Source organism: Chryseobacterium joostei, from assembly GCF_003815775.1.
GTDB lineage: Bacteria > Bacteroidota > Bacteroidia > Flavobacteriales > Weeksellaceae > Chryseobacterium > Chryseobacterium joostei.
Genome location: NZ_CP033926.1, coordinates 3,670,390 through 3,689,880, shown reverse-complemented (window position 1 = coordinate 3,689,880; position 19,491 = coordinate 3,670,390). Strand labels below are relative to the sequence as shown.

The following is a 19,491-nucleotide window of genomic DNA, read 5'->3' as shown; positions in this document are numbered from 1 at the left end:
AACCATCCAGAATCTGGATGGTTTTCATTTTATATCTGAATGAATATTATTCTTCAGTTTTTTCTTCAGTAGTGTCAGCTTTAGCTTCTTCTACTTTTTCTTCTACTACAGGAGCATCAGCAACAACTGCTGCTTTAGCTGGCGTAGATCTTCTGCTTCTTCTTGTAGCTTTTTTCTCTTCAGCATTAGGGTTGTAAAGCTCGTTGAAATCTACTAATTCGATAAGAGCAGTATCAGCAGCATCACCTGGTCTGAAACCTGTCTTAATGATTCTTGTATAACCACCGTTTCTTTCAGCGATTTTTGGAGCTACAGTTCTGAATAATTCAGCAACCGCAAATTTATTTTGAAGGTAAGAGAATACTACTCTTCTGTTATGTGTAGTATCTTCTTTTGCTTTTGTTAATAGAGGCTCAACATATACTCTTAAAGCTTTAGCTTTAGCTACAGTAGTGTTGATTCTTTTATGCTCAATTAGAGAACAAGCCATATTAGAAAGTAAAGCACTTCTGTGAGAAGCTGTTCTTCCTAAGTGATTGAATTTTTTACCGTGTCTCATTATTAATTATTTATCAGCGTCTAACTTATATTTTGCAACGTCGAAACCGAAGTTAAGACCTTTTGAATGCACTAATTCTTCTAGTTCTGTCAAAGATTTTTTACCAAAATTTCTGAATTTCATCAAATCAGACTTACTGTAAGAAACAAGCTCTCCAAGAGTTTCTACTTCAGCCGCTTTTAGACAGTTAAGGGCTCTTACTGAAAGATCCATATCTGCTAATTTAGACTTAAGAAGTTGTCTTGTGTGAAGTGTCTCTTCATCGTATTGGATAGATGCTTTTACTGCTTCAGTTTCAAGCGTTATTCTCTCATCAGAGAATAACATGAAGTGATAAATTAATATCTTAGAAGCTTCTGTTAAAGCATTCTGAGGGCTAATAGACCCATCAGTTTCTATATCTAATACAAGTTTTTCGTAGTCTGTTTTTTGCTCTACACGATAATTTTCAATGCTGTATTGTACTTTCTTGATCGGTGTAAAAATAGAGTCAATAGCAATAGTACCTACAGGTGCATTGTTTGACTTATTTTGTTCCGAAGGAACATACCCTCTACCTTTTTCAATATTGAAAGTAATTTCGAAAGTTACATCACTATTTAGGTTACAAATCACTAAATCCGGGTTTAAGACCTCAAATCCGTTGATCGATTTTCCTAAATCACCAGCAGTAATAATCGTTTGACCTGAAACTTTAGCAACAACCTGCTCGTTAGCCTGGCCTTCTGCTGAAGCTTTTAATCTAACCTGCTTAAGGTTAAGAATAATTTCGGTAACGTCTTCGATTACTCCTGGAATAGTTGAAAATTCGTGCTCTACACCTTCTATTTTGATAGATGAAATAGCGTATCCTTCCAGAGAAGAAAGCAACACTCTTCTCAAAGCATTACCGATTGTAAGCCCGAAACCTGGTTCTAAAGGTCTGAATTCGAATTGACCTTTAAATTCATCAGAGTTAAGTAAAATTACTTTATCGGGTTTTATGAATTGTAAAATTGCCATATTATTGGGTTGAGCAAAAATTTGATTAAAAAATTATTTAGAGTAAAGTTCGACGATAAGGTTCTCCTTAATGTCCTCCGGAATTTGGATTCTTTCAGGAGCAGAAATGAAAGTACCTTCTTTCTTCTCATCGTTGAATTGTAACCACTCATAGTTTGACTTAGAAGCCAATGCGTTGGTAACAACCTCAAGAGACTTAGACTTTTCTCTTACAGTGATTACATCACCAGCTTTTACCAAATAAGAAGGGATGTTAAGGATTTCTCCGTTCACAGTGATGTGTCTGTGAGAAACCAATTGTCTTGCACCAGATCTAGTTTTAGCAAAACCTAATCTATATACAACGTTATCCAATCTTGATTCACAAAGTTGTAATAGAACTTCCCCTGTTACACCTTTACTTCTGTGTGCTTTTTCAAATAAATTAGCAAACTGTCTTTCTAAAATACCGTAAGTATATTTAGCTTTTTGTTTTTCAGCTAACTGAACTGCATATTCTGATTTTTTAGCACCTCTTCTCTTGTTAGGACCGTGTTGTCCTGGCGGTTGGTTTTTTCTCTTTTCGAAGTTTTTATCATCTCCGTAGATTGCAGCACCAAACTTTCTAGCAATCTTAGTTTTAGGTCCAATATATCTTGCCATAATGGGGTAAATTCTAAAAATTAAACTCTTCTTCTTTTTGGTGGTCTACATCCATTGTGCGGCATAGGAGTCACATCAACGATTTCACTTACTTCAATACCTGAATTGTGAATAGATCTGATAGCAGATTCTCTACCTGCACCTGGACCTTTTACAAACACCTTTACTCTTCTTAAACCAGCTTCGTGAGCTACAGCAGAGCAATTTTCAGCTGCCATTTGAGCAGCAAATGGAGTATTCTTTTTAGAACCTCTGAAACCCATTTTACCGGCAGAAGCCCAAGAGATAACCTCTCCGTTTTTATTTGTTAAAGAAATGATGATGTTATTGAAAGAAGCTTGAATATGTGCTTCACCAATAGCTTCAACTTTTACTTTTCTTTTTTTAACTACTTTAGTTTGTTTTGCCATAATTCCTAACGATTATTTACTAGCTTTTTTCTTGTTAGCAACAGTTTTTCTCTTTCCTTTTCGGGTTCTAGAGTTGTTTTTCGTTCTCTGGCCTCTTAAAGGTAATCCTAGTCTGTGACGTATTCCTCGTTGGCATCCTATGTCCATCAATCTCTTGATGTTCAATTGCACTTCAGATCTTAATTCTCCTTCTACTTTTACGTTTTCAGAGATATATGTTCTGATTGCAGCCAATTCATCGTCATTCCATTCGTTGACTTTCTTGTCTTCGCTGATACCGGCAGCTTTAAGGATTTCAGAAGAAGTATTTCTTCCTACTCCATAGATGTAAGTTAAACCGATAACACCTCTTTTGTTTTTTGGTAAATCAATACCTGCAATTCTCGCCATAATTTAATGTTAACCTTGTCTTTGTTTAAATTTTGGGTTCTTCTTGTTGATTACGAACAGTACACCTTTTCTGCGTACAATTTTGCAATCAGCGCTTCTTTTTTTAATTGATGCTCTTACTTTCATTTTGATAGTATTTATTTTTTAACAAATGCCAAATGGAATGTGTATTCCATTTGGCTAGTTGTTTAGTATCTAAATGTGATTCTCCCTTTTGTTAAATCATAGGGAGACATTTCTAATTTTACCTTATCACCAGGTAAAAGTTTAATATAATGCATTCTCATTTTACCGGAAATATGAGCGATAAGTATATGCCCATTCTCCAGCTCTACACGGAACTGGGCGTTCGAAAGTGCTTCCGTAATAACGCCGTCTTGTTCGATATGTTTTTGTTTCGCCATAAATTAATATCCAGTCGTTCTTGATAATTTAGACTGCATTAAGCCATCATAATGATGGTTCAGCAGATATGTATTAATCTGTTGAACTGTATCTAAAATTACACCCACCATGATTAATAGCGACGTTCCCCCGAAAAATAAGGCAAACGCATCTGTCTGAACAAAGCTTCCATGCACAATTGCAGGAAGGACTGCAAAGATAGATAAAAAAATTGCACCTGGCAAGGTAATTTTTGATAAAATATCATCTAAATAATCAGCGGTCTCTTTTCCGGGTCTTACTTTTGGTACTAAACCTCCATTTCTCTTCAAGTCATCAGCCATTTGGTTTACCGGAATTGTAATTGCAGTATAGAAAAATGAGAAGATAATAATTAATAGCGCAAACAATACATTGTATTGCCAGCTAAAAACATTTTTGAAACCTGCAAGAAAGGTATTAGACTCATCGAATTTTGTTAATAATCCTGGTACGAACATCAATGCCTGAGCAAAGATAATCGGCATTACACCAGCAGCATTTACTTTCAATGGAATCCATTGTCTTGCTCCCTGCATAAGATTTTTGTTTACACCTCCTCTTGCTTGAGCTCTGCTTACATACTGAATTGGAATTTTTCTAACAGCCACTGATAAAATCACGGCTAAAAGAACAACTAACATCCAGAATAATACTTCAATAAGGATCATGATAGATCCCATTCCTCCTTTTCCGTTCTGCACGGCCATCTCCTGTACGAATGCCTCAGGTAATCTTGAAAGGATCCCCACCATAATAAGTATAGAGATACCATTTCCGATTCCCTTATCGGTAATCTTTTCACCTAACCACATTGCAAATACTGAACCTCCTACCAAGATAACAATACTTGGTAACCAGAACATAATTGAATTTGGTTCTACAAAATATGCAGATTGGAACTGAGCATATGGTAAGAATAATTGAGTAATAGAAGTTAAGTAAGAAGGTGCCTGTACCAGACAAACTCCAATCGTTAACCATCTTGTAATTTGGTTCAATGTATTTCTACCTGACTCTCCATCTTTCTGAAGCTTCTGAAGATAAGGAATAGCCATCCCCATCAACTGAACAATAATAGAAGCAGAAATATAAGGCATGATACCCAACGCCATTACGGAAGCGTGGCTGAAAGCCCCCCCCGTAAACGACGAAAGCAAGCCAAGGAGACCTGCTCCTTGCTTGTTACCGCCTTGATTTTTATAATGCTCTAAGAGATCTCCCACCTCTGCAAGATTAATTGCGGGAAGTGAGATATAAGATGCGAATCTATACACAAGGATAATACCTAACGTAAAGAGAATTTTATCTCTTAACTCCTTTAGGCTCCATATATTTTTAAGTGTTTGTATAAATTCTTTCATTAGTAAGTATTATAAGGTAATTGCTTTTCCACCTGCCTTAGCAATAAGCTCTTCAGCAGATTTAGTGAACTTGTCAGCAGAGATTGAAACCGCAGATTTCAATTCTCCTCTACCCATAATTTTCACTAATTCGTTTTTAGAAACTATCCCGTTTGCTACTAAAACTTCTTTCGTGATATCTCCAGTGATGGATTTGTTCTCGATTAAAGTTTGAATAGTGTCAAGGTTAACTCCTCTAAACTCTTTTCTGTTTACGTTTTTGAATCCGAATTTAGGTAATCTTCTTTGTAAAGGCATCTGTCCACCTTCGAAACCGATTTTCTGAGAATAACCAGCTCTAGCTTTCTGACCTTTGTGTCCTTTTGTTGAAGTACCTCCTTTTCCGCTACCTTGACCTCTACCAATTCTCTTTGAGTTGAAAGTAGATCCTGCAGCAGGTTGTATGTTATTTAAATTCATTTTAATTTCTCTTTTATAAAATTATTTTTGAACTTCAAGTAAGTGTCCTACTGCAGCGATCATTCCTAAGATAGAAGGAGTCGCTTCATGTTCTACAACTTGGTGAAGTTTTTTTAATCCTAATGCTTCAAGCGTTCTCTTTTGGGTTTTTGTTCTACCAATAGCGCTTCTTACTTGTTTTACTTTAATTGTTGCCATTGTTTTATTATTAACCGTTAAACACTTTACTTAGAGAAACTCCTCTCATTCTAGCGATCTCTTCAGGTCTTCTGATATCCAATAACGCTTTGAAAGTAGCTTTCACCACGTTGTGAGGGTTAGAAGATCCTTTAGATTTTGAAAGGATATCGTGAATACCAGCTGATTCCAATACCGCTCTTACCGCACCACCGGCGATAAGTCCTGTACCGTGAGAAGCAGGTCTTAAGAAGATATCTGCACCACCGTATCTAGCAGTAGTTTGGTGAGGAATAGTGTGGTTCATTACAGGAACTTTCACAAGGTTTTTCTTAGCGTCTTCAACTGCTTTAGCAATTGCAGAAGCAACCTCTTTAGATTTTCCTAAACCGAAACCGATAACACCTTCTTCGTTACCTACTACAACAATAGCAGAAAATCCGAAAGCTCTACCCCCTTTAGTTACTTTTGTTACTCTGTTAACAGCTACGAGACGATCTTTTAATTCTAATCCTCCCGGTTTTACTCTTTCTATATTATCTAGTCCTAACATATTTTCCGAAATTTAATGATTAGAATTTAAGTCCACCTTCTCTCGCACCATCAGCTAAAGCTTTCACTCTACCGTGGTAAACGAAACCGTTTCTGTCAAATACAATACTTTCGATTCCTGCAGCGATAGCTTTGGCAGCAATAGCCTTACCAACAGCAGCGGAAACTTCAGTCTTAGTACCTTTAGCGTCTACACCTTTCTCTCTAGAAGAAGCTGATGCTAAAGTTTTACCATTTTTATCGTCGATTAACTGAGCGTAAATTTCCTTATTACTTTTGTATACAGATAATCTTGGCAATTCAGAAGATCCAGAGATTTTCCCTCTTACTCTTCTTTTGATTCTTATTCTTTTTTCTAATTTACTTAATGCCATAATACTTATAATTTATTAAGCAGATTTACCAGCTTTACGTCTAACAATTTCTCCTACGAATCTTACACCTTTTCCTTTGTATGGCTCAGGCTTTCTGAAAGAACGGATCTTTGCAGTAACCATTCCTAGAAGTTGCTTGTCGTGAGACGCTAAAGTAATAATTGGGTTTTTACCTTTTTCAGTCAATGTATCAATTTTTACTTCATTTGGAAGTTCTAATACAATACCGTGAGAGAATCCTAACGCTAACTCAAGTTTTTGACCTGTGTGAGAAGCTCTGTATCCTACCCCTACTAGTTCTAGTTTCTTTTCGAAACCTTCTGATACACCTACGATCATGTTGGCGATCAACGCTCTGTATAAACCGTGAAGCGCTTTGTGTTGTTTAGAATCAGATGGTCTGTTTACATTAAGTTCACCATCTTTCTGTTCTAAAGTAATTCCTGCTGTAAGCTCCTGAGAAAGTTCTCCTTTAGCTCCTTTTACAGTTACTACACCGTTATTTTCAGTGACTGTAACTCCAGCTGGAATTGTTATAATTGCTTTACCAATTCTTGACATTTTCCTCTGATTAAAAATTAATAAACATAGCAGATTACTTCACCGCCTACTTTCTCTTCTCTAGCTTTCTTGTCAGTCATTACTCCTTTAGAAGTAGAGATGATAGAAATACCCAAACCGTTTAGTACTCTTGGAAGTTCAGTAGAACCTTTGTACTGTCTCAAACCTGGTCTAGAAGCTCTTTGAATAGACTTAATAGCAGGTTTGCTAGTTTGCTTATCGTACTTTAAAGCGATTTTGATCACTCCTTGAACAGCGTTATCTTCAAACTTGTAGTTTAAGATATACCCTTGATCAAATAAGATCTTAGTAATCTCCTTTTTGATTTTCGATGCAGGAATTTCCACCACTTTGTGGCCTGCGCTTTGTGCGTTCCTTACTCTTGTTAGGAAATCTGAAATTGGATCTGTTACCATTTTTCTTTTATAAAATTATTGGTTATAGACAATCAGTATTGTAAAGACTTGAAGAATAAAATATCAGACTTCAGAAATTCTTAGGTCTGATATTTTTATCTTTAGTATCTGAACAACTTAATTGTCCGGATTAATTTGTAATTGTTACCAACTAGCTTTTCTTACACCTGGGATAAGACCGTTGTTTGCCATTTCTCTGAAAGTTACTCTGGAAAGTCCAAACGTTCTCATGTATCCTCTTGGTCTACCTGTTAGTTTACATCTGTTGTGTAATCTTACAGGAGAAGCATTTTTAGGTAATTTTTGAAGTCCTTCGTAATCACCTGCTTCTTTTAAAGCTTTTCTTTTGTCAGCGTATTTAGCAACAAGTGCTTCTCTTTTGCGCTCACGCGCTTTCATTGATTCTTTAGCCATTTCTTAGTTCTTTTTAAATGGTAAACCGAAGTGAGTTAATAATGCTTTAGCTTCTTTATCTGTCTTCGCAGTTGTAACGAAAGTGATGTCCATCCCTTGGATTTTTTTCACTTTGTCAATTACGATTTCAGGGAAGATAATTTGCTCAGTAATACCTAAGTTGTAGTTACCTCTACCATCGAAACCATCTGCTTTGATACCAGAGAAATCTCTGATACGTGGTAAAGCAGAAGAAGTAAGTCTGTCTAAGAACTCATACATTCTCTGAGCTCTCAATGTTACTTTTGCTCCTACAGGCATTCCTTTTCTAAGTTTGAATGCAGCTTCATCTTTCTTAGAGATTGTACCTACTGCTTTCTGACCTGTAATGTTAGTTAATTCTTCTACAGCATAATCAATAATTTTCTTATCTGCAGTAGCATCTCCTAAACCTTGCGAAATAACGATTTTCTCTAATCTAGGTACTTGCATGATTGACTTGTACCCAAATTCTTCCATCATTGCAGGAACAATTTGCTCTTTATATATTTTTTTGGGTCTTGCTATAAATTCCATGTGTTAATTTAAATTATAAAGTTTCACCCGTTTTTTTGTTGATTCTTACTTTCGTATCTCCTTCGATTTTGTAACCGATTTTGATAGCTTTTCCGTCTTTACCAACTAAAGCTACGTTTGAGATATGAATAGAAGCTTCCTTTTCAGTAATTCCTCCTTGAGGATTTGAAGCTGAAGGCTTAACGTGTTTTTTAACGATGTTAAGTCCTGCAACAATTACTCTAGGGTCTCTACCTTCTTTCTTGATCACTTCAATAACTTCACCAGTTTTACCTTTGATATCTTTCTTACCAGTAGTAATGATTACGTTATCTCCTCTTTTTATTTTTAACTTTGACATTTCTTTAAAAAATTTTAAAAATTAAAGTACTTCAGGAGCTAATGAAATGATTTTCATATATTCTTTGTCTCTCAACTCACGAGCAACTGGTCCGAAAACACGAGTTCCTCTCATTTCTCCCGCTGCGTTTAGTAATACACAAGCATTGTCGTCGAACTTGATGTATGAACCATCTTTTCTTCTTACTGCTTTTTTAGTTCTTACTACTACAGCTTTAGATACCTGACCTTTTTTAGCGTTTCCTGATGGTGTAGAATCCTTGATAGTAACAACGATTTTATCACCAACTGAAGCATATCTTCTTCTGGTTCCTCCCAGAACTCTGATAACTAGTACTTCTTTTGCACCTGTGTTATCAGCAACTTTTAATCTTGATTCTGTTTGTAACATTATTACTTAGCTTTTTCAATGATTCTTACTAATCTCCATCTCTTGCTCTTGCTCATAGGTCTAGTTTCTTGGATAAGAACTGTATCACCTTCTGTGCATTCGTTGTTCTCGTCGTGTGCAGTATATTTTTTTGTTTTCAAAACGAATTTACCGTACATCGGGTGCTTTACTCTTGTAGTTTCACTAACAACAATAGTTTTTTCCATTTTATTGCTGGAAACCACTCCGATTCTTTCTTTTCTTAAATTTCTATCCATTGTAAAATGAAATTATTGTTTGTTAGTTAACTCAGTGTTTAGTCTTGCGATTGTTCTTCTCAAATCTTTGATTTGAATCGGGTTTTCAATTGGGCTGATTGCATGAGCCAATTTCAATTTAGAATATTGAGCTTTTGCTTCAGTTAATTGAGCTTGAATATCACCCGCGCTTAAATTTTTAATATCAGCATTTTTCATTGTATTCAAAGATTATAGAGGTTTAACAAAATCGTTAGCAACGATGAATTTAGTAACTACTGGTAATTTTTGTGCAGCAAGTCTTAAAGCTTCCTTAGCGATATCGTAAGATACACCTCCGATTTCGAACATAATTTTACCTGGTTTTACTACAGCCACCCAATATTCAACAGCACCCTTACCTTTACCCATACGTACTTCCGCTGGTTTCTTAGTAATTGGCTTATCTGGGAAGATTTTGATCCATAGTTGACCTTCTCTCTTCATATATCTTGTAGCAGCAATACGAGCTGCTTCAATTTGTCTTGCAGTGATCCAAGCTCCTTCCGTAGCTTTGATCCCAAAAGTTCCGTAAGCAAGTTGACTACCTCTTTGGGCATTCCCCTTCATCTTCATCTTGTGAACTCTACGGAATTTGGTTCTTTTTGGTTGTAACATAATTTCTAAATTTTAGATTTTAGATTTTAGATTTTAGATTTTTTTTAATTTTAAAAAAGTAACGGTAATTTAAAATTCAAAATTTCTAATCTAAAATTTTAATTATTATTGTTATTGTTGTTGTTTTTTCTAGGTCTTCTGTTGTCTCTGTCTCCACCTCTGTTTCCTCTATCTGACTGACCTCCTTTTTTCTGTTGTCCCACTAGTGGAGAAAGTTCTCTTTTACCGTAAACTTCACCTTTCATGATCCAAACTTTTACACCTAGTCTACCGTAAGTAGTGTGAGCTTCTGCCCAGTGATAATCGATATCAGCTCTGAAAGTTGACAATGGAATTCTTCCGTCTTTGAAAGATTCTGATCTTGCCATTTCAGCTCCGTTCAATCTACCAGAGATTTGAACTTTGATACCTTCAGCACCCATTCTCATAGTACTTGCCATTGCCATTTTAACAGCTCTTCTGTAAGAGATTCTGTTTTCAATTTGCTTAGAAATACTATCAGCAACTAGTACAGCATCTAATTCAGGTCTTTTGATTTCGAAAATATTGATTTGAATATCCTTACCTGTAAGTTTCTTCAATTCTTCTTTCAATTTATCAACTTCCTGACCTCCTTTACCGATGATAAGTCCCGGTCTAGCAGTAGTGATTGTAACTGTTACTAATTTTAATGTTCTTTCAATATAAATTTTTGAAATACCACCTTTAGATAATCTAGCCTCAAGGTATCTTCTGATTTTGTAGTCTTCAGCGATTCTGTCTCCATAATCGTTTCCACCAAACCAGTTAGAATCCCATCCTCTGATGATACCTAATCTATTACCAATTGGATTTGTCTTCTGTCCCATACCTTGATTAATTTTCTTTTTTACCTAAGATTAATGTAATGTGGTTTGATCTTTTTCTGATTCTATACCCTCTACCTTGTGGAGCTGGTCTTAGTCTCTTCAATTGTCTTGCACTGTCTACAAAAATTTCTTTAACGATAAGGTTTGCTTCTTCAATATCAGCACCTTCGTTTTTAGTCTGCCAGTTAGCCATTGCTGAAAGCAATACTTTTTCTAACTTGTTAGATGCGTCTTTTTTAGAATATTTTAGAATGTATAAAGCTTTATCTACTTGCTCTCCTCTAATGATATCAGCTACTAATCTCATTTTTCTTGGAGAAGATGGGCAATCATTGTGGATTGCTTTTACTACATCTTGGTTTGTCAATTTACGTGCTAATGCACTTTCTCTTTTTCTTGATCCCATGATTATCTACTTCCTTTGTTTTTGTTACCACCATGACCTCTGAAAGATCTTGTTGGAGAAAATTCGCCTAGCTTGTGACCAACCATGTTTTCTGTAACATAAACAGGGATAAAAGATTTCCCGTTGTGTACTGCAATAGTTTGTCCTACGAAGTCCGGAGAGATCATTGATGCTCTAGACCAAGTTTTGATAACTGTCTTCTTACCAGACTCTATGTTTGTCTGAACCTTCTTATCTAAAGTATGATGAATGAATGGTCCTTTTTTAAGTGATCTTGCCATAATTATTTACGTTTAGATATGATATGACGGTTAGACGCTTTATTTTTCTTTCTGGTTTTGTAACCTTTAGCAGGCATACCATTTCTAGATCTTGGGTGACCTCCTGAAGAACGTCCTTCACCACCTCCCATTGGGTGATCTACTGGGTTCATTACAACTGCTCTTGTTCTTGGTCTTCTACCTAACCATCTGCTTCTACCAGCCTTACCTGATACAGTTAACTGATGATCTGAGTTAGAAACAGATCCAATCATTGCATAACATTCAGTAAGGATCATTCTTGATTCTCCTGAAGGCAATTTGATGATTGCATATTTACCATCTCTAGAAGTTAATTGAGCTGAAGAACCAGCACTTCTTGCTAAAATAGCACCTTGACCAGGCTTCATTTCAACACAAGAAATAACAGTACCTAATGGAATGTTTTTCAATTTCATTGCATTCCCTACATTTGGTTCTACGCTTTCACCAGAAATTACTTTCTGATCAACCTTGATACCGTTTGGAGCGATGATATATCTCTTCTCTCCATCAGCATACTCTAATAAAGCGATAAATGCAGTTCTGTTTGGATCGTACTCTACAGTTTTTACAGTTGCTTCAACGTTTGCTTTGTTTCTTTTGAAGTCAATAATTCTGTATTTCTTTTTGTGTCCACCTCCGGTGTAACGCATGGTCATTTTACCAGTTTGGTTACGTCCACCTGACTTACTAATACCAACTGTTAGAGATTTCTCTGGTTTGTTGGTAGTAATTTCTTCAAAATTGTTTACAATTCTGAATCTCTGTCCCGGGGTGATAGGTTTTAATTTTCTAACAGACATTACTATTATTTATAATTAATAATTAATTTACAGCAAAAATATCGATAACCTCACCTTCAGCAAGTTTGATTACCGCTTTTTTCAATTTGTTTGTCTTTCCTACTTGAAGACCTTTTTTAGTGTATTTTGAAGAAACCTTCGGAGCATAAATCATTGTGTTAACGTCTGCTACTTTTACACCGTAAGCTGCTTCAACAGCTTTTTTAATCTGGATTTTATTCGCCTTAGGTTCAACTAAGAAAGAATAAGAACCTCTTAAATCTGTAAGGTAATTAGCCTTTTCTGAAATAACTGGTTTAATAATAATAGACATGACTTATTTCTTTAAATTTTCCTGGAATTTTTCAACTGCACCTTCGAAGAAAATAATCTCACCTGCGTTTACTAGATCGTAAGAACTAATTTCGTTGAAGTTCATTACTTTAGTTTTAGGTAAGTTTCTTGAAGATAAATACACATTCTTGTTAGCTTCAGGAAGAACGAATAAAGATTTTTTACCGTTAAGTTCCAATGCATTTAATACATTGATGAAATCTTTAGTCTTAGGAGCACCAAAGCTCAAATCTTCTAAAACTTTAATGCTGTTGTCTCTCATTTTCTGAGATAAAACAGATTTCTTAGCTAATCTCTTAAGAGCTTTGTTCAATTTGAATCTGTAGTCTCTTGGTTTTGGTCCAAATACTCTACCTCCACCTCTGAAAGTTGGAGATTTGATATCACCATATCTAGCAGATCCTGATCCTTTTTGCTTCTTAAGCTTTTTAGTAGAAGCTGTAATTTCGCTTCTTTCTTTTGCTTTATGAGTCCCTTGTCTTTGTGCAGCAAGGTACTGTTTAACTTCTAAGTAAACCGCGTGCTGATTTGGCTCAATTCCGAATACTGTTTCGTCTAGAGTTACTTTTCTTCCGGTCTCTTTTCCTGATGTATTTAATACTACTAGTTCCATTTTCTGATAATTACATAAGAATTTTTAGCTCCCGGAACAGCACCTTTTACTACTAAAAGATTTTGTTCTTGATCAACTTTTAACACTTGAAGGTTTTGAACAGTTACCTGCTCACCTCCCATTCTTCCAGCCATTCTCATCCCTTTGAATACTCTTGAAGGGTCTGAACCAGCACCGATAGAACCTGGAGCTCTAAGTCTGTTGTGCTGACCATGAGTTGCCTGCATTACACCTCCAAATCCGTGTCTTTTAACAACACCCTGGAAGCCTTTACCTTTTGAAGTTCCTGTTACGTCAACATATTCACCTTCGATGAATAAATCAACTTTTACTTCTTCTCCTACTTTCGCATCTGAGAACCCATCATGGAATTCTACTAATTTAGCTTTAGGAGCAGAACCAGCCTTTTTAAAATGGCCAGCTAACGCTTTACCAACGTTCTTTTCACTCTTGTCATCGAAACCTAATTGAACAGCTGTATAACCGTCTTTTTCTAAGGTTCTGACCTGTAAAATCGAGCATGGACCAGCTTGAATAACTGTACAAGGAATGTTTTTCCCGTCTTCGTTAAACAAAGAAGTCATACCGATTTTTTTACCAATAATACCTGACATTGTTTATATTATAATAAAATTTATCCTTTATTTATCCCCATTTTTCGGAAGTCTGAAGTAATTTCTACTTTTGATATAGGCATACTACGCTCCTAAAATGAGTGTGCAAATCTACGAATAATTTTATTACTGACAAATATTTTGACTAAAATATTTTGATTTTTAACCATTTACACATTTTTATAAAAATTGCCATTTATTTTTAAGACAAACCCAACCTATCAAGAAATAATAGAGGCATCAAAAAAAATATTTTACAGTAAGCAATATTAAATGTCACCAGATACTAAAAAAAAGCAAAAGCTTTATGAAATCATAAAGCTTTGTATTTCTGACATCCTAATATATTAAGGAATCAATTCTATGGGATTATTTCTTTTTTTCAATTTATCTTTCACTAAACTTTCCGCACCGGCGTCAAGCTTAAATCCACTTTTAGCCATTTCCTGAACCAGGTTCTCCTGACTATTTTTTAATCCTTTATAGAAATCAGCTTTAGGAACTTTTTTTCCATTCATCCTTTTCTCTGAAATCCACAACGGTTTTTCATCAGCAAAATTTTTATAGCTCAATAATTCAAACTTATAATGCTTTTTATCATCTTCCATTTCAACAATCAACCCCGGCAATCCATAAAACTTATACGGGCCATCCGACACAGGAATATCATTAGTAAACCAAGCTTTATAATTACGCCCGGCATAACTAAGAATGGCAGCCTGGCATTTTAAGGTTCCAATATTCTTTTTTTCACTGGTGATCTTCCAATTAAACCCAGGATTCTCTTCATACGAAAAATCCATTCTGATTATTTTATCGTAATAGTCAATTTTGTTTTTGGCAGGATCCTTAATGATTCGGTAAGTAAAATTGGTCTTTGGAATGTTTGTCAAGTCCAATGTTGACGTCCTTACACTATTGTTAACCAAACCAGCAGCAACAGAATCTCTTTTATAAGAGTTCAAACTCATGAATTGTGACTTCTCTTTCCCTCTCTGCAATATAAAGTATTCCTCGCTTTTATTTTCAACATCCAAGGAATCGCGCTGATTGGTCAATAAATAAACATATTGAGATTTCACTACATCTATATCAACATTCTTTTGGCCATAGAACCCATTCCCCATCGTGCATAAAAAGAAAAACAGCACTGACGCTATAAATTGTTTTTGCATAAAAAAGTATCTACATTAAACCATAAAAGAGGATATCAAATCCTCTCTTATAGTTTGTATTGATTAATATTAATTAATTTCCACACAGTATATCATCTGCTATAATAGCGATATCAATTACATCAGCAATCGTTTCTCCACAAGCCATTCCTGTGATTCCACAAGAAAGGGTTGTAGGTACACAGCCATACGCAGCGGCAGCTTCAACTTTAGCCACAGTTGTGTTTTCTTCTAAGATTTCAGTTTCTGATGAAATAGTGTTTGCACTCATTGAACCAGCAACCATAATTGTTGCCATTAAGAATAATTTTTTCATGGTAATATTTTTTGTTTTAGTTTTACTAAGTAATTAAAAAAAAGACAAATAGCCAAATTTTCAACAAAGAAAATCACCAATTAATGAAAAATAAATAAACATTTAACATAAAATATAAATATTTATTTTCAGCAAACATTATTCAATTCCAATATTAATGGTTATTTGATAACATTAACTCCAACTTCTTCCAATTTTATATGTTCTTCAACAGAAATACCATCATCCGTAATCAGATAATCTACCTGATCCAATAATGCAATTTTACCGAATCCTTTCTTATTTAACTTTGATGAATCTGCCAGAATAATAGTCTGATCTGCACATTCCATCATCACCTGATTCAAATGTGCTTCTGCAGCATTGGAAGTACTAATACCAAATTCTACATCTATTCCGTCTACACCCAGAAAAAGTTTATTACAGGAAAACTGCCTAAGAATTCCTTCTGATATTGATCCTACTATTGAGGTAGAGCTTTTCCTAACCTCGCCTCCCAATTGGATAATATTAATGTTAGGATTATTGCAAAGTTCAATAGCTACCCTAAGCGAAGAAGTTAGCACCGTAAGTGGTCCAAAATTCACCAGCATTCTGGCAAGATAGTGCATTGTAGTTCCGGAAGCCAATATGATACAGTCATTTTCCTGAATCAAAGAAAGTGCAGCCTTTGCAATGGCTTGTTTTGCTTCCACATTAATACTTTCTTTTTCCACCACATTTTTTTCATAGGCATACCTTAGCTGTTTGCTGGCACCTCCATGATTTCTGAAAAGAAGCCCTATACTTTCAAGAAAATTCAGATCCTTTCGGATCGTAACCGAAGATACATTCAGTTTTTCACATAGATCCTGAACAAGAACATGCCCTTTTTCATCAAGTTCTTTTAATATTGCATCATGTCTGGGGATTAGCTTCTCCATTTTATTCGTTTGATCAAAAATACCGCTTTTTTTCCACATCTTAAAATTTCATTTATTTTCTTTTTGCTTTCATTTTTAATTTATATATTTGAAAACGAAACATAAACGAAACATTTATGAAACGAAACGAAGAACTTAGTAAATTAACCAATGTAAAAGAATGGGACTTTATTGTCATCGGAGGGGGAGCCAGTGGTTTAGGCTCAGCATTAGATGCAGTAAGCAGAGGATTCAAAACCTTATTGCTTGAATCTCATGATTTTGCGAAAGCAACATCTAGCAGAAGCACCAAGTTGGTACATGGTGGAGTAAGATATTTAGCACAGGGAGATGTCAGATTAGTGAAAGAAGCCTTAAAAGAAAGAGGTCTATTGGCGAAAAATGCAGCACATATTGTAAAAAACCAATCTTTCATTATTCCAAATTATACCTGGTGGGGAGGAATCTATTATAAGATAGGTCTTTCTGTTTATGATTTCCTTGCAGGAAAATTAAGCTTGGGTAAAACGAAATATATCGGTAAGTCTAAAACTGTTGAAAAGCTACCAACTATTGAACAAAACCATTTAGTAAGTGGTGTTGTTTACCAGGACGGACAGTTTGACGACGCCAGACTTGCAGTTAATTTAACCCAAACTATTATAGAGAAAGGCGGAAGTGCAGTGAACTATGTAAAGGTTGTCAATCTTCTAAAAAACGATGCTGACAAAATTATCGGTGTGGTTGCAGAGGATCAATTCTCAAAACAGCAATATCAGATTCACGCAAAAGTTGTCATTAATGCTACAGGTGTGTTCACGAATGACATTCTTAACATGAACAATCCTAAGCATGGTAAACTTGTGGTACCAAGCCAGGGAATTCACCTAGTGTTGGATAAATCTTTCCTGAAAAGTGATGACGCCATCATGATTCCAAAAACATCAGATGGAAGGGTTTTATTTGTTGTGCCTTGGCATGACAGAGCTTTGGTAGGAACTACTGATACGCTTCTAAAGGATGAAAGCTTTGAGCCGCGTGCCTTAGAAGAAGAGATCAACTTTGTATTAAATACAGCAAGACAATATTTGTCTAAAAAACCGACCCGTGAAGATGTAAAATCCGTCTTTGCCGGACTTCGTCCTCTTGCTGCTCCTAAGGATGGTAGCAAAAGTACGAAAGAGGTTTCCCGAAGCCACAAAGTCATTGCATCTGAAACCGGATTAATTTCCATCATTGGAGGAAAGTGGACTACTTACCGTAAAATGGCAGAAGATACTATTGACAAAGCAATACAGGTACATAAACTGTGCAATACCATCTCTAAAACAGAACATATGTCCATCCATGGAAATGTAAAACCTGAACAGGTAGACAGAAGCAATCATTTGTACGTATACGGATCTGACATTCCTGCTATAAAAGCCTTACAGGAAAGCAACCCACGTTTTTTACAAAAAATACACCCTGATCATCCTTTCACAGTTGCGGAGGTAGTATGGGCCGTAAGAAATGAAATGGCAGAAACTATTGAAGACGTTTTAGCAAGAAGAGCACGTTTACTATTCCTTGATGCCAGAGCAGCTATAGACAGCGCACATAACGTTGCAAGAATTATTGCAGAAGAAAAAGGATATTCTGAAGACTGGGCAACGCAGCAGGAAAACGAATTCATCGAACTAGCAAAAGGATATTTATTAACACCTTATTCACCTAAAGTTATCAACCTTAATTAATCATAATATGAATGAAAAATTAATACTCGCTTTAGATCAGGGAACTACTTCCTCCAGAGCGATTCTATTCAATCACAGCGGAGAAATAAAATACGTATCTCAAAAAGATTTCAGACAAATATTTCCTACTCCGGGCTGGGTAGAACATGACCCGAACGAAATCTGGTCTTCACAAATTTCTGTAGCTGCAGAAAGTATTGCCAAGGCTGGTATTTCCGGATTGGAAGTAGCTGCAATTGGTATTACCAACCAACGTGAAACAACTATTGTTTGGGATAAAGAATCCGGCGAACCTATTTATAATGCCATTGTTTGGCAAGATCGAAGAACTTCAAAATACTGCGATGAACTCAAAGAACAGGGGCATGCAGAAATTATAAAAGAAAAAACGGGACTTATTCTTGATGCTTACTTCTCGGCAACTAAGCTGAAATGGATCCTTGATAATGTAGATGGTGCCAGAGAAAAGGCTGAAGCCGGAAAATTATGTTTTGGAACTGTTGATACATGGCTTGTATGGAAGCTAACCCGCGGGAAAATGTTCATCACTGATGTTTCCAATGCCAGCAGAACAATGCTTCTGAATATTCATACTTTGGAATGGGACAATGATTTATTGGAGCTATTCAATATTCCTAGAGCCATTCTTCCTGAGGTAAAACAAAGTAGTGAGGTATACGGAGAAACAGCTACTACTCTATTTTCTACAAAAATTCCGATTGCGGGTATTGCAGGTGACCAGCAGGCAGCCTTGTTTGGACAAATGTGTACTTCTCCCGGAATGGTAAAAAATACATACGGAACAGGATGCTTCTTATTAATGAACACCGGAAAAGAAGCCGTTGCCTCAAAGAACAACCTTTTGACAACCGTTGCATGGAAAATCAATGGAGAAGTCAACTATGCTCTGGAAGGAAGTGTATTTGTAGGAGGAGCAGCTATTCAATGGCTGAGAGACGGGCTTAAGCTTATTCATTCTTCTGAGGAAGTAAATGATCTTGCTGCTTCTGTTGAAGACAATGGTGGAGTTTACTTCGTCCCTGCCCTTACAGGCTTAGGTGCTCCTCATTGGGATCAGTATGCACGTGGAACTATTGTCGGAATTACCCGTGGAACTACTGATGGCCATATCGCAAGAGCTACCCTTGAAGGAATTGCATTTCAGGTATATGATATTGTAAAATCTATGGAAGCTGATTCCGGAAGAGCAAGCCTTGAACTAAGAGTAGATGGCGGAGCTTCAGCAAGCAACCTATTGATGCAGATACAATCTGATCTTTTCGGATTTAAAATTACCAGACCAAAAACTCTGGAAACAACAGCTTTAGGAGCCGCATACCTTGCAGGTCTTGCTGTAGGATTCTGGAAAAACATTGATGAAATTCAGGAACAATGGATTGTAGATAAAGATTTCCACCCTCAATTGGAAAAGGAAAAAGTAGATACCATGATTCACTTTTGGACTAAAGCGGTATCTCGTGCTCAAAGCTGGATAGAAGATTAACTCACTGACCTTAAAAAC

At 36.0% G+C, this 19,491-nt stretch carries 33 protein-coding genes; 2 read left to right on the top strand and 31 right to left on the bottom strand.

The window, feature by feature from the left end:
- Positions 1–46: 46 nt before the first annotated feature.
- From rplQ to EG359_RS16675, 31 genes are all read right to left on the bottom strand, one after another.
- Complete coding sequence (gene rplQ / locus EG359_RS16825) at positions 47–559, bottom strand: 50S ribosomal protein L17 (RefSeq protein ID WP_034694700.1); 513 nt, start codon at positions 557–559, stop codon at positions 47–49.
- Positions 560–565: 6 nt separating this feature from the next.
- Entirely contained in the window at positions 566–1,561 is a 996-nt protein-coding gene (locus EG359_RS16820) for a DNA-directed RNA polymerase subunit alpha (protein WP_076353270.1), read from the bottom strand.
- A 33-nt stretch (positions 1,562–1,594) separates the two neighbouring features.
- A complete protein-coding gene (rpsD, locus tag EG359_RS16815; RefSeq protein WP_047096812.1) occupies positions 1,595–2,203 on the bottom strand; it encodes a 30S ribosomal protein S4 in 609 nt (202 codons plus the stop codon).
- 20 nt (positions 2,204–2,223) lie between these two features.
- Positions 2,224–2,613 (bottom strand): 30S ribosomal protein S11, encoded by a 390-nt coding sequence (gene rpsK / locus EG359_RS16810; protein WP_034694697.1) that lies wholly within the window; start codon positions 2,611–2,613, stop codon positions 2,224–2,226.
- 12 nt (positions 2,614–2,625) lie between these two features.
- Positions 2,626–3,003: a 30S ribosomal protein S13 gene (gene rpsM / locus EG359_RS16805; protein ID WP_034738759.1), complete on the bottom strand. Its 378-nt coding sequence runs from the start codon at positions 3,001–3,003 to the stop codon at positions 2,626–2,628.
- Between the two features lie 9 nt (positions 3,004–3,012).
- Positions 3,013–3,129 carry a 50S ribosomal protein L36 gene (gene rpmJ / locus EG359_RS16800; RefSeq protein ID WP_007839480.1) on the bottom strand — a complete coding sequence of 39 codons (117 nt, stop codon included), beginning with the start codon at positions 3,127–3,129 and terminating at the stop codon, positions 3,013–3,015.
- 62 nt (positions 3,130–3,191) lie between these two features.
- Positions 3,192–3,407 (bottom strand): translation initiation factor IF-1, encoded by a 216-nt coding sequence (infA, locus tag EG359_RS16795; RefSeq protein WP_034684855.1) that lies wholly within the window; start codon positions 3,405–3,407, stop codon positions 3,192–3,194.
- A gap of 3 nt (positions 3,408–3,410) precedes the next feature.
- Positions 3,411–4,790, bottom strand: coding sequence for a preprotein translocase subunit SecY (gene secY, locus EG359_RS16790; RefSeq protein ID WP_045491124.1), 1,380 nt, complete (start codon positions 4,788–4,790; stop codon positions 3,411–3,413).
- Between the two features lie 9 nt (positions 4,791–4,799).
- Positions 4,800–5,249 (bottom strand): 50S ribosomal protein L15, encoded by a 450-nt coding sequence (gene rplO / locus EG359_RS16785; RefSeq protein WP_034694692.1) that lies wholly within the window; start codon positions 5,247–5,249, stop codon positions 4,800–4,802.
- Positions 5,250–5,270: 21 nt separating this feature from the next.
- On the bottom strand, positions 5,271–5,447 hold the full coding sequence (rpmD, locus tag EG359_RS16780; protein ID WP_027371710.1) for a 50S ribosomal protein L30: 177 nt from the start codon (positions 5,445–5,447) through the stop codon (positions 5,271–5,273).
- Between the two features lie 10 nt (positions 5,448–5,457).
- Positions 5,458–5,979, bottom strand: coding sequence for a 30S ribosomal protein S5 (rpsE, locus tag EG359_RS16775; RefSeq protein WP_042721505.1), 522 nt, complete (start codon positions 5,977–5,979; stop codon positions 5,458–5,460).
- 19 nt (positions 5,980–5,998) lie between these two features.
- Positions 5,999–6,352: a 50S ribosomal protein L18 gene (rplR, locus tag EG359_RS16770; RefSeq protein ID WP_034694689.1), complete on the bottom strand. Its 354-nt coding sequence runs from the start codon at positions 6,350–6,352 to the stop codon at positions 5,999–6,001.
- Positions 6,353–6,367: 15 nt separating this feature from the next.
- A complete protein-coding gene (gene rplF, locus EG359_RS16765; RefSeq protein WP_076353269.1) occupies positions 6,368–6,913 on the bottom strand; it encodes a 50S ribosomal protein L6 in 546 nt (181 codons plus the stop codon).
- A gap of 17 nt (positions 6,914–6,930) precedes the next feature.
- On the bottom strand, positions 6,931–7,329 hold the full coding sequence (gene rpsH, locus EG359_RS16760; RefSeq protein WP_076353268.1) for a 30S ribosomal protein S8: 399 nt from the start codon (positions 7,327–7,329) through the stop codon (positions 6,931–6,933).
- 144 nt (positions 7,330–7,473) lie between these two features.
- Positions 7,474–7,743 carry a 30S ribosomal protein S14 gene (gene rpsN, locus EG359_RS16755; RefSeq protein ID WP_076353267.1) on the bottom strand — a complete coding sequence of 90 codons (270 nt, stop codon included), beginning with the start codon at positions 7,741–7,743 and terminating at the stop codon, positions 7,474–7,476.
- Positions 7,744–7,746: 3 nt separating this feature from the next.
- Positions 7,747–8,298 (bottom strand): 50S ribosomal protein L5, encoded by a 552-nt coding sequence (gene rplE, locus EG359_RS16750; protein WP_076353266.1) that lies wholly within the window; start codon positions 8,296–8,298, stop codon positions 7,747–7,749.
- Positions 8,299–8,311: 13 nt separating this feature from the next.
- Positions 8,312–8,638 carry a 50S ribosomal protein L24 gene (gene rplX, locus EG359_RS16745; RefSeq protein ID WP_076353265.1) on the bottom strand — a complete coding sequence of 109 codons (327 nt, stop codon included), beginning with the start codon at positions 8,636–8,638 and terminating at the stop codon, positions 8,312–8,314.
- A gap of 21 nt (positions 8,639–8,659) precedes the next feature.
- Positions 8,660–9,028, bottom strand: a complete 369-nt coding sequence (gene rplN / locus EG359_RS16740) for a 50S ribosomal protein L14 (RefSeq protein ID WP_002983226.1) — start codon at positions 9,026–9,028, stop codon at positions 8,660–8,662.
- Between the two features lie 2 nt (positions 9,029–9,030).
- The gene (gene rpsQ, locus EG359_RS16735; RefSeq protein ID WP_027387210.1) at positions 9,031–9,285 is read right to left on the bottom strand and encodes a 30S ribosomal protein S17; all 255 of its coding nucleotides are present in this window, start codon (positions 9,283–9,285) and stop codon (positions 9,031–9,033) included.
- 12 nt (positions 9,286–9,297) lie between these two features.
- Entirely contained in the window at positions 9,298–9,483 is a 186-nt protein-coding gene (rpmC, locus tag EG359_RS16730) for a 50S ribosomal protein L29 (RefSeq protein ID WP_027371716.1), read from the bottom strand.
- A gap of 12 nt (positions 9,484–9,495) precedes the next feature.
- The gene (rplP, locus tag EG359_RS16725; RefSeq protein WP_076353264.1) at positions 9,496–9,921 is read right to left on the bottom strand and encodes a 50S ribosomal protein L16; all 426 of its coding nucleotides are present in this window, start codon (positions 9,919–9,921) and stop codon (positions 9,496–9,498) included.
- 98 nt (positions 9,922–10,019) lie between these two features.
- Positions 10,020–10,769, bottom strand: coding sequence for a 30S ribosomal protein S3 (gene rpsC / locus EG359_RS16720; protein WP_076353263.1), 750 nt, complete (start codon positions 10,767–10,769; stop codon positions 10,020–10,022).
- Positions 10,770–10,776: 7 nt separating this feature from the next.
- Complete coding sequence (gene rplV, locus EG359_RS16715) at positions 10,777–11,175, bottom strand: 50S ribosomal protein L22 (RefSeq protein ID WP_034694674.1); 399 nt, start codon at positions 11,173–11,175, stop codon at positions 10,777–10,779.
- Positions 11,176–11,177: 2 nt separating this feature from the next.
- Entirely contained in the window at positions 11,178–11,456 is a 279-nt protein-coding gene (gene rpsS / locus EG359_RS16710; RefSeq protein ID WP_034702850.1) for a 30S ribosomal protein S19, read from the bottom strand.
- A 2-nt stretch (positions 11,457–11,458) separates the two neighbouring features.
- The gene (gene rplB, locus EG359_RS16705; RefSeq protein WP_076353262.1) at positions 11,459–12,280 is read right to left on the bottom strand and encodes a 50S ribosomal protein L2; all 822 of its coding nucleotides are present in this window, start codon (positions 12,278–12,280) and stop codon (positions 11,459–11,461) included.
- Positions 12,281–12,302: 22 nt separating this feature from the next.
- Positions 12,303–12,593, bottom strand: coding sequence for a 50S ribosomal protein L23 (gene rplW, locus EG359_RS16700; protein ID WP_047380577.1), 291 nt, complete (start codon positions 12,591–12,593; stop codon positions 12,303–12,305).
- 3 nt (positions 12,594–12,596) lie between these two features.
- A complete protein-coding gene (gene rplD, locus EG359_RS16695; RefSeq protein WP_045491156.1) occupies positions 12,597–13,226 on the bottom strand; it encodes a 50S ribosomal protein L4 in 630 nt (209 codons plus the stop codon).
- A complete protein-coding gene (gene rplC, locus EG359_RS16690) occupies positions 13,217–13,840 on the bottom strand; it encodes a 50S ribosomal protein L3 (RefSeq protein WP_076353261.1) in 624 nt (207 codons plus the stop codon). The genes rplD and rplC overlap by 10 nt, the downstream gene beginning before the upstream one ends.
- 347 nt (positions 13,841–14,187) lie before the next feature.
- Positions 14,188–15,015 (bottom strand): GLPGLI family protein, encoded by an 828-nt coding sequence (locus tag EG359_RS16685; RefSeq protein ID WP_076353260.1) that lies wholly within the window; start codon positions 15,013–15,015, stop codon positions 14,188–14,190.
- Between the two features lie 73 nt (positions 15,016–15,088).
- Positions 15,089–15,331 (bottom strand): hypothetical protein, encoded by a 243-nt coding sequence (locus tag EG359_RS16680; protein ID WP_076353259.1) that lies wholly within the window; start codon positions 15,329–15,331, stop codon positions 15,089–15,091.
- A 161-nt stretch (positions 15,332–15,492) separates the two neighbouring features.
- Positions 15,493–16,254: a DeoR/GlpR family DNA-binding transcription regulator gene (locus EG359_RS16675; RefSeq protein WP_076353459.1), complete on the bottom strand. Its 762-nt coding sequence runs from the start codon at positions 16,252–16,254 to the stop codon at positions 15,493–15,495.
- Between the two features lie 116 nt (positions 16,255–16,370).
- Between EG359_RS16675 and EG359_RS16670 the strand changes: the two genes are divergently transcribed.
- Positions 16,371–17,969, top strand: coding sequence for a glycerol-3-phosphate dehydrogenase/oxidase (locus EG359_RS16670; RefSeq protein ID WP_076353258.1), 1,599 nt, complete (start codon positions 16,371–16,373; stop codon positions 17,967–17,969).
- Between the two features lie 7 nt (positions 17,970–17,976).
- Entirely contained in the window at positions 17,977–19,473 is a 1,497-nt protein-coding gene (gene glpK / locus EG359_RS16665) for a glycerol kinase GlpK (RefSeq protein WP_076353257.1), read from the top strand.
- The last annotated feature ends 18 nt before the right edge of the window (positions 19,474–19,491 follow it).